Below are 7,901 nucleotides of genomic sequence, written 5' to 3'. Positions count from 1 at the left end.
GGGTCGAGGACACCGCGAGCGACGCCGGGCATGCGGTGATCCTGTGCAACAGCGACGGGTCCACGCAGCGGGAGGCGCGGCACGTCGAACTGCTCGCCGAGCAGCGCGTGCACGGCGTGCTGATCACCCCGGTGGACACCGACCTGGCCGCCGTGCGCCGGCTGCGCGAGCGCGGCATGTCCGTGGTGCTGCTCGACCACCCGACCAGCGACCCGGACCTGTGCTCGGTCGCGGTGGACGACCGGGCGGGCGGCGAGCTGGCGGTCACCCACCTGCTCGCCGAGGGCTACGAGCGGATCGTGATGCTCAACGGGCCGCAGCACGTCCACCAGGCGCGCCAGCGGCACGAGGGCGCGGTGGACGCGGTGCGCAAGTCGGGCCGGGACGCGGGCGTGCTGGAGGAGCTGAAGGTCCCGTCGCTGAACGTGGCGTCCGGGCAGCGCGCCGCCGAACAGCTCCTGGCCCGCTCCACCAGGCCGGACGCGGTGTTCTGCGCCAACGACCTGCTCGCGCTGGGCCTGCTGCAGGTGTTGGTGCGGGCGGGGGTGCGGGTGCCGGAGGACATCGCCATCGTCGGCTACGACGACATCGACTTCGCCGCCGCGGCGGCGGTGCCGCTGACGTCGGTGCGCCAGCCGCGCCAGCAGATCGGCCGCACCGCGGCGGAGCTGGTGATCGCCGAGACGATGACGCCGGCCGAGCACCGGCACCAGCACGTGCTGTTCGCGCCGGAGCTGGTGGTGCGCGAGTCGAGCCGCCGGGTGCGCCGCTGAACCGGGTGCCCTCCGCCGCCGGAGGTGCCGCCGAGCCGGGTGTGTGGCTGACCGGTGGGTCGCTGAACCGGGGCGCGACCCCGGAAAAGGTCCGGTCCGCCGACCGGTGTGTCGCTCGGCCGGGTTCGACCGGCGGCTGATCCCACCGGGCGATCACGCTCCGTCACGTGGGCTGCCCCACTTGGGGTGAGGAACGTGGCATTCGGGGTGTGAAGCGCCGACCTCGTGGGTATCTGTCCGGGGATCGAGGGAGGTCACACCATGGGCAAGCACAGGCCGGGCCAGGCCGAGGGCCGCGAGTGGGGCGGTCCGGACCTGGTCACCGGCGCGGCGGACGCGCTGGGCCGGGCCGACGGCGAGCAGGCCGAACCGGCGGCGGAGCGCGGGGAGGACGACTAGGCCCGGGTGCGACCGGACCCCGACGTCACCGGGTGCGCGTCACCGGACGTCCAGGTCGGGGTCCTCGGCGACGGAGCGCAGCGGCGTGACCGTCGCCCGCCCTTCGGCGAGCAGGGCCGCGTCGGTGCCCGGCGCCAACTCGTCCTCGACCACCACGGCGGCGAGGGTGATGGAGCCGTCGTCACTGTCCTTGATCCTGGTCCGGACCGCGCCGAACTCGGCCAGGCCCGCCCGCCGCGGCGCGCCGGCCTCCGGCCGGTTGGGCACGTTCACGTTGAGCACCGAGCCCACCGGCAGGGCGGCGAGCCGGTCGAACAGCCCGGCGGCGACCGCGACGGCGGTGTCCCAGTGGTGCGGCACGTCGAGGTCGAGCCCCACGTCAAGCGACACCGCCATGGCGCGGGCTCCGTTGATGGCGGCGGTCAGCGCCGCGCCGACGGTGCCGGAGTGCAGCACGGCGCGGCCGACGTTCGCGCCGCGGTTCACGCCCGAGAGCACCACGTCCGGCGGGTCGCCGAACGCGCCCTGCGACGCGACCAGGGCGATGAAGCCGGGGTGCGCGGCGACCGCGTAGGCGGGCACGTCGGGCAGCCCCGGCAGCTCGCGCCGCGCCACCTGGACGCGCCGGTCGTCCTCGGCGGCGGTGAGCCCGGCGCTCGTGCCGCTCGACTCGCGCGCGGGCGCGGCGACGACGGTCGTCCAGCCGTGCGCCACCGCGCCGCGCGCCAGGGCGAGCAGCCCCGGTGAGTCGATGCCGTCGTCGTTGGTGATGAGCGCCCTCATGAGTCCTCCCACGGCCGCAGCCGCACCCGCTCGACCAGTTCCCGCACCACGTCACCGCTGCCGGTGCCGAGGCCGTGCCGGGTCACGTTGACCGCGCCCGCCGCCGCGCCCAGCTTCAGGGAGTCCTCCAGGGACTTGCCCAGGGCGAGCCCGGCGGCCAGCCCGGCGGTCATCGAGTCGCCGCCGCCGCGCGTGTCGACCGGGCTCAGCTCCGGCACCTCCACCAGGTACAGCTTCCCGTCGAGCCACGCCAGCGTCTCCTCGGCGGCCCGCGACACCACGATCGCGCCGGCCGCGCCGGACTCGGCCAGCTTGCGGCAGCCGTCGACCAGGTCGGGCAGCGCGTCGGACGCGGCGAACCCGTCCGCCAGCAGCTCCTCGTGGCTGACCTTCACCACCTCGGGGCCGCCCGCGAGCGCGGCGGCCAGCCGCGCGCCGGACAGGTCGACCACCACGCGGCAGCCGTTGCCGCCGAGGTCGGTGGCGAGCCGTTCGTAGACGGAGTCGGGCACCGGGGTGTCCTCCGCCGCGGGTCCGCTGAGCACGGCGACGCCCGCGTCGAGCGCCTCGACCAGCGTCATCTCGTACAGGTCGTCCAGCTCGTGCCGGGACAGCGGGTCGGCGGGCATCCGGACCACCTGGTCGCGCCCGCCGTCGCGCCGGTCGTGGACGTAACCGCCGTTGCGGGCGGCGACGTCGCGGGCCTTCAGCTCGACCCCGATCAGGTGCCGCAGCACCTGCCCGGTCTCACCGCCCAGCGCCGCGCACAGCACCACCTCGGCGCCCAACGACTCGATCATGCGCGACATCCACACCCCCTGCCCTCCGGCGTGGATGTGGATGTCGGGCGTGCCGTCCAGCTCTTCGACCGTGACGGTCAACTCGGGGGAAGGGGCGAACACCGCTACTCGTCCGGACATAACGGACACTTACCCCGTGGTGTCGTGATCGAACCCCGCGGTCAGGAGCCGGGCGTGATCTCCTCCAGAACGGTCCCGGCGGCGTCCCGCACCACGAACCGCGCCCCGTCGCCGAGGCCCGGCACGACCACCGAACCGGCCACGGGCACGGCGGTGGTGTCCGGCAGACCGGGGCGGACCAGGGTCACGCTCGCCACCCGCGGGTCGGTGACCTCCGCGATCAGGGCCTCGGTGTTCGACCCGTCGTGGCCGAAGTCGTAGAACACCCGCGCGCCGCGCAGGGTCCCGCCGGACACGAGCATCCCGGCCCACTGCGGCGCGTCGGGTCGGGCGAGGTCGTACACCACGACCGTCCGGTCCTGCCGGCACAGCAGGAGCAGGTCGCCGTAGTGGCCGAGCTGCACGGACTCGGCCGGGGTCAGGGCGACCGCCCGACCCGCCCGCCAGGCGTCGGCGTCCGGCACGGGCCGCGGCTGGTCCGCGAGGCACTCGCCCAGCCTGCGCCCCTCCGGCCCGGTGCGGTCCTCGGGGGTGACGGGCCGGTCGACCGCGGTGGCGGCGGGCGGCGGCGTGGTCAGCTCGAACCCCTGCACCAGCTCGTCGGAGGAGGAGACCTCGGGCCGGGCCACCACGCCGTCCGAGAGGAACCCGTTCGGCATCAGGAACACCCGGCCCGACCGGGCCACGATCACCCGTTCACCCTGGTCGCCGGTCCGCGCGGAGAGCAGGAGCGGCCGGGGGTCGGCGCCGGTGAACCCCGCCATCGACCCGGTGGTGGTGGTGAACGCGACGGCGAGGGCGCCGGGGTCGGCCTGCGGCGACGACACGGTGACCGACATCGGGGTGGTCTCGCAGAACACGATCCCCGCGGTCGTCTCGAACGCGGCGAGGTCCACCCGGCGCTGCGACGCCGTGGCGATCGCCGTCCACCGCTCCGGCGGCGGCAGGGCGGCGGAGCGGGCCTGGCAGCGCCGCGCCATGCCGTCCGGCGCGGAACCCTCGCGCACGTCGTAGAAGACGTGGGCGTCGTGGTGGCGCAGTTCGGGGATCGCCGTGGTGCTCGACGCGGTCGCGGCCTGGTCGCCGGGGGCGGTGAACCGCACGGCCAGGGCCGCCGCCGCGACCACGGCCACCGCGACGGCGGCGACCTTGAGCGGGAGGTGGCGCGGCGGGGGCGCGTCGAAGCCCGCGCGCAGCCGGGTGAGCGCGACGGCCCGCACGCCGTCGGGCAGCGGGCTGGTCGGCGGCAGGTCCAGGTCAGTCATCGGATTCCTCCTCGATCAGCCCGCGAAGGCGGGCGCGGGCCCGGGACGTCCTGGCGCGGACGCTGGCCTCGGCGATGCCGAGCAGCCGCGCGGCGTCGGCCGTGGAGACCTCGCCGAGCAGGCACAGCCGCACGACCTCGCGCTCGGCGCGGGGCAGGCGGTCGACGGCGGCCAGCACCCGGCGCAGCCGGCGTTCGGCCAGGTCGCCCTCGGCGACCGCGTCGGCGTGGTCGCGTTCGGGGGTCGTGCGGGACAGCCGCTGCGCCAACGCGGTCAGCCGCGCGCCCGCCCGCCGCTCGTCGCGGGCCAGCCGCGCCGTGACGGTGAACAGCCACGGCCGGGCGGAGTCGCGGGTCAGCACGGCCCGGCCGCGGGTGCGCCAGGCGGCGAGGAACGCGGTGGAGAGCAGGTCGTCGGCCTGGGCCCAGGACGCGGTGAGCCGGTAGGCGTAGTTCCACACCGCCTCGGCGTGGCGCTGGAACAGCTCGGTGAACGCGGCGTGCGCCCGCGGCCCGTCGCCCGCGATGGCCTGCCACAGGTCGGCGTCCGACTCGGGGGGCGGCCCGACCCCGGGCGCGTCGGTCAACGCCAGCACCCCGATCGAGTCCGCTGAAGCTTCCGTCATGCACTGTATGAGGACGGGCTGCGGCAAGTGCTGCCGGTGTCGCGCGTGCCGTGGGTCACACCGGGTGTGGCGGGTTCAGTCGCCGGCGGGCCTGCCGAGTTCCTGGTCCACCAACGGCAGGACCTCGGTGCCGAGCAGTTCGATCGCCTCCATGACCAGGCGGTGCGGCACGCCGGACCAGTCCATCTGCATCGCGTACCGGTCGGCGCCCACCAGGCGGCCGACCGAGATCAGCCGCTCCGCGACCTCCTCCGGGCTGCCCGCGAAGATCGACCGCGCGCCGCGGGTCCACTCGTCGTACTCGGCGCGCGACGGCACCGGCCAGCCGCGCGCCCGCGCGCCGTACTTCATCGTCTCCAGCCAGTACGGGTAGAACGCGTCCTTGGCGTCCTGGGACCGGCGGGCGATCAGGCCGATGGCGCTCATGGTGACGTGCAGGTCCGCGGCTGCCCGGCCGCCCGCCTCGCCGGCCTGCCGGTACACGTCCACCAGCGGCGCGAAGCGCTCGGGCTCGCCGCCGATCACCGCGTACACCACGGGCAGGCCGAGCAGGCCGGCCCGGATGGACGACTCGGGGTTGCCGCCGGTCCCGACCGAGATCCGCAGGTGCGGACCGTAGGGGCGGGGGTGGACGTGCGCGTCCCGCAGCGGCGCGCGGAACCGCCCGGACCACGTGATCGGGTGCTCGCGGTCCAGGCGGAGCAGCAGGGCGAGCTTCTCCTCGAACAGCTCGTCGTAGTCCTCCAGGCTCGCCCCGAACAGCGGGAACGACTCGGTGAACGACCCGCGTCCGGCCAGCAGCTCCGCCCGACCCCGGCTGAGCTGGTCGAGCGTGGTGAACTGCTGGTACACCCGCACCGGGTCCTCGGTGCTGAGCACGGTCACCGCGCTGCTCAGGGTGATCCGCGACGTGACGCTCGCGGCGGCGGCCAGCACCGTGCCGGGGTTGGAGATCGCGTAGTCGGCGAGGTGGTGCTCACCCAGGCCGTAGAAGCCCAGCCCCAGCTCGTCGGCCAGCCTGATCCGCTCCAGCGTCTGCGCGAGCTTGTCCGCGACGGACACCTGCTCGCCCGTGACGGGGTCGGCGTGGCGGTCGCCGAAGCTGTAGACGCCGAGCTGCATTCCTCTTGACGACACGTCGACAACCTACGGGTCGATGGTTCGGATCGCGGCGGCGGACTGAGCGACCGCGCGTCCGGCGGGATCGCGGTCGCGGATCGAGCCGCCGGGCGTCCAGTCGGAGTGGAGACCGAGCCGTGGGGCGTCCGGGACGCTCGCGGACGACCGCGTCGTGGTGGAGGCGGCAGGTCCGGCCGCGAACAAGGGGTGTGGCTCTGGAAGAGGGCCGCGCGGGGTGCGGCCCTCTTCCCGTCCCCCCTGGGACGCCGGGCGGCGGCCGACCCGCCTGACCCGCCCGGCGGGGTTCGGCCGTCGGGGTGCCGAACCCCGCCAGGGTCGCGCGTTCGTGCGGGACTCCGCATCAACCACCATCCGTATCCTCCTCCGTATTCGGGATGGGTGGATCATGTCCACCGATCTCCGTACGCCGTCACCCGGAATACGGAACGCGGTGGATGCGCGACGTGTGGGGCTCGCACGAAAGTGGACGCCGCACAACCCCCATCGCATCAAGGAGACGACGTGCAGCTGACCGCGGAGTTCGCCCCGGACCGACAGGCCCTCGTCGGCGGCCCGCTGCGCGGCTGGCAACACCACGCCCACGAGGACGCGCTGGCCCGCCTCGGACCCGTCCACCCCGCCGAGCTGCCCAACGGCCTCGAGGTCCTGGTGACCACGATGGGCCTGGAGGCCACCCGCGCCCTGCTGGCCGACGACCGGCTGGCGAAGGACGCGGCCGGCCTGCGCGCCGCGATGCAGGACCAGCTGGCCCGCAAGGGCAGGCCGACCGACCTGTCGCGCATCATCGGGCCGTCCATGCTGAACACCGACCCGCCGGACCACCGCAGGCTGCGCGCGCTGGTGTCGCAGGCGTTCACGCCGCGCCGCATCAACTCCCTGCGCCCGGCGGTCGAGCGGGCCGCCCACGAGCTGGTCGCGGGCCTGCCGGACGACGCCGACCTGATCGGGGGCCTGGCGTTCCCGCTGCCGCTGGCGGTGATCTGCGACCTGCTCGGCGTGCCGGTCGAGGACCGGGAGCAGCTGCACCACTGGACCGCGGCGATGATGACCGAACGGCCGGAGCTGGTGGTGCCCGCGTCGGACGCGATGTTCGGCTACCTGGCCGGGCTCATCGAGTACAAGCGCGACCAGCCGGACGACGCGTTGCTCAGCGGCCTGGTGCAGGCCCAGGTCGACGGCGAGCGGCTGACGCCGGAGGAGTTGCTGACCACCGCGATCCTGCTCGTGGTCGCGGGCCACGAGACGACCACCGGGTTGATCGGCAACGCGACCGTGGCGCTGCTCTCGACGCCCGGCGCGTGGGAGGCGCTGGACGAGGACACGGTCGGCGCCGCGATCGAGGAGGCGGCCCGGTGGGACCCGCCGGTGCGGGTCACGCCGCACTACCGCGCGACCGCCGACATCGAGGTGCCCGGCGGGGGCATCCCCGAGGGGTCGGTGGTGATGATCGGCCTCGGGACGGCCGGGCGCGACCCGCAGGTGCACGGCCCGACGGCGGACCGGTTCGACCCGACGCGGACTCCGGTGGGCGGCAACGCGGCGCTGGGGCACGCGGCGTTCGGGCACGGCGTGCACTTCTGCCTGGGGCACCACCTGGCGCGGATCGAGGCGCGGGCGGCGTTGATGGCGCTGCGGGTCCGCGCGCCCAAGGCGCGGTTGGCGGTGGAGGCGGGGGAGTTGGAGCGCGGGGACAAGGTCGTGCCCAACTCGTTCGCGGCCGCGACCGTGCTCTTGGAGGGGTGAGGGCGCACACGGCCCTCCGGCCGCCGCGCCGACCTGTCCGCGCCCACCGACCTGCCCGTCGCCCGTTGCGGTGCCGCCCCGGTGCGGGCGGTCGTCGGGCCGCTCGTCTGTCGGGCTGCTGATTCACCGGGCGAACATCGGCCTCTGACATCCGCGTGGCGGGGGGGCCGGCCCCCGGCCCCCCCCCCCCGCGCGGGGGGGAGGGCGAGCCCCCGGGGCGGGGGGTGTGAGGGGGGGGGGGGGGGGGTGTGTG

At 75.3% G+C, this 7,901-nt stretch carries 8 protein-coding genes; 3 read left to right on the top strand and 5 right to left on the bottom strand.

The window, feature by feature from the left end:
* Both ACFXGA_RS31330 and ACFXGA_RS31325 read left to right on the top strand, forming a co-directional pair.
* The coding region (locus ACFXGA_RS31330) for a substrate-binding domain-containing protein (protein WP_378094152.1) at positions 1–773 on the top strand (773 nt) is incomplete at its 5' end.
* A 261-nt stretch (positions 774–1,034) separates the two neighbouring features.
* A complete protein-coding gene (locus ACFXGA_RS31325; protein WP_378094150.1) occupies positions 1,035–1,172 on the top strand; it encodes a hypothetical protein in 138 nt (45 codons plus the stop codon).
* Between the two features lie 39 nt (positions 1,173–1,211).
* Here the strand turns inward: ACFXGA_RS31325 and surE are convergent, their stop codons facing one another.
* The 5 genes from surE to ACFXGA_RS31300 all read right to left on the bottom strand — a co-directional run bounded on the left by surE (position 1,212) and on the right by ACFXGA_RS31300 (position 5,887).
* Complete coding sequence (gene surE / locus ACFXGA_RS31320; protein ID WP_378094148.1) at positions 1,212–1,955, bottom strand: 5'/3'-nucleotidase SurE; 744 nt, start codon at positions 1,953–1,955, stop codon at positions 1,212–1,214.
* Complete coding sequence (locus ACFXGA_RS31315) at positions 1,952–2,875, bottom strand: PfkB family carbohydrate kinase (protein WP_378094146.1); 924 nt, start codon at positions 2,873–2,875, stop codon at positions 1,952–1,954. Before ACFXGA_RS31315 ends, surE begins: the two co-directional genes overlap by 4 nt.
* A gap of 41 nt (positions 2,876–2,916) precedes the next feature.
* Complete coding sequence (locus tag ACFXGA_RS31310; RefSeq protein WP_378094144.1) at positions 2,917–4,140, bottom strand: hypothetical protein; 1,224 nt, start codon at positions 4,138–4,140, stop codon at positions 2,917–2,919.
* Positions 4,133–4,765 carry an RNA polymerase sigma factor gene (locus tag ACFXGA_RS31305; protein ID WP_378094142.1) on the bottom strand — a complete coding sequence of 211 codons (633 nt, stop codon included), beginning with the start codon at positions 4,763–4,765 and terminating at the stop codon, positions 4,133–4,135. Before ACFXGA_RS31305 ends, ACFXGA_RS31310 begins: the two co-directional genes overlap by 8 nt.
* Before the next feature lie 75 nt (positions 4,766–4,840).
* Positions 4,841–5,887 carry an LLM class flavin-dependent oxidoreductase gene (locus ACFXGA_RS31300; protein WP_378094154.1) on the bottom strand — a complete coding sequence of 349 codons (1,047 nt, stop codon included), beginning with the start codon at positions 5,885–5,887 and terminating at the stop codon, positions 4,841–4,843.
* A gap of 519 nt (positions 5,888–6,406) precedes the next feature.
* On the opposite strand from ACFXGA_RS31300, the gene ACFXGA_RS31295 reads away from it, so the two are divergent.
* Complete coding sequence (locus ACFXGA_RS31295; RefSeq protein ID WP_378094140.1) at positions 6,407–7,648, top strand: cytochrome P450; 1,242 nt, start codon at positions 6,407–6,409, stop codon at positions 7,646–7,648.
* The last annotated feature ends 253 nt before the right edge of the window (positions 7,649–7,901 follow it).

This window comes from Actinosynnema sp. NPDC059335 (assembly GCF_042752395.1).
GTDB lineage: Bacteria > Actinomycetota > Actinomycetes > Mycobacteriales > Pseudonocardiaceae > Actinosynnema.
This window is presented reverse-complemented; position numbering and strand designations above follow the sequence as displayed.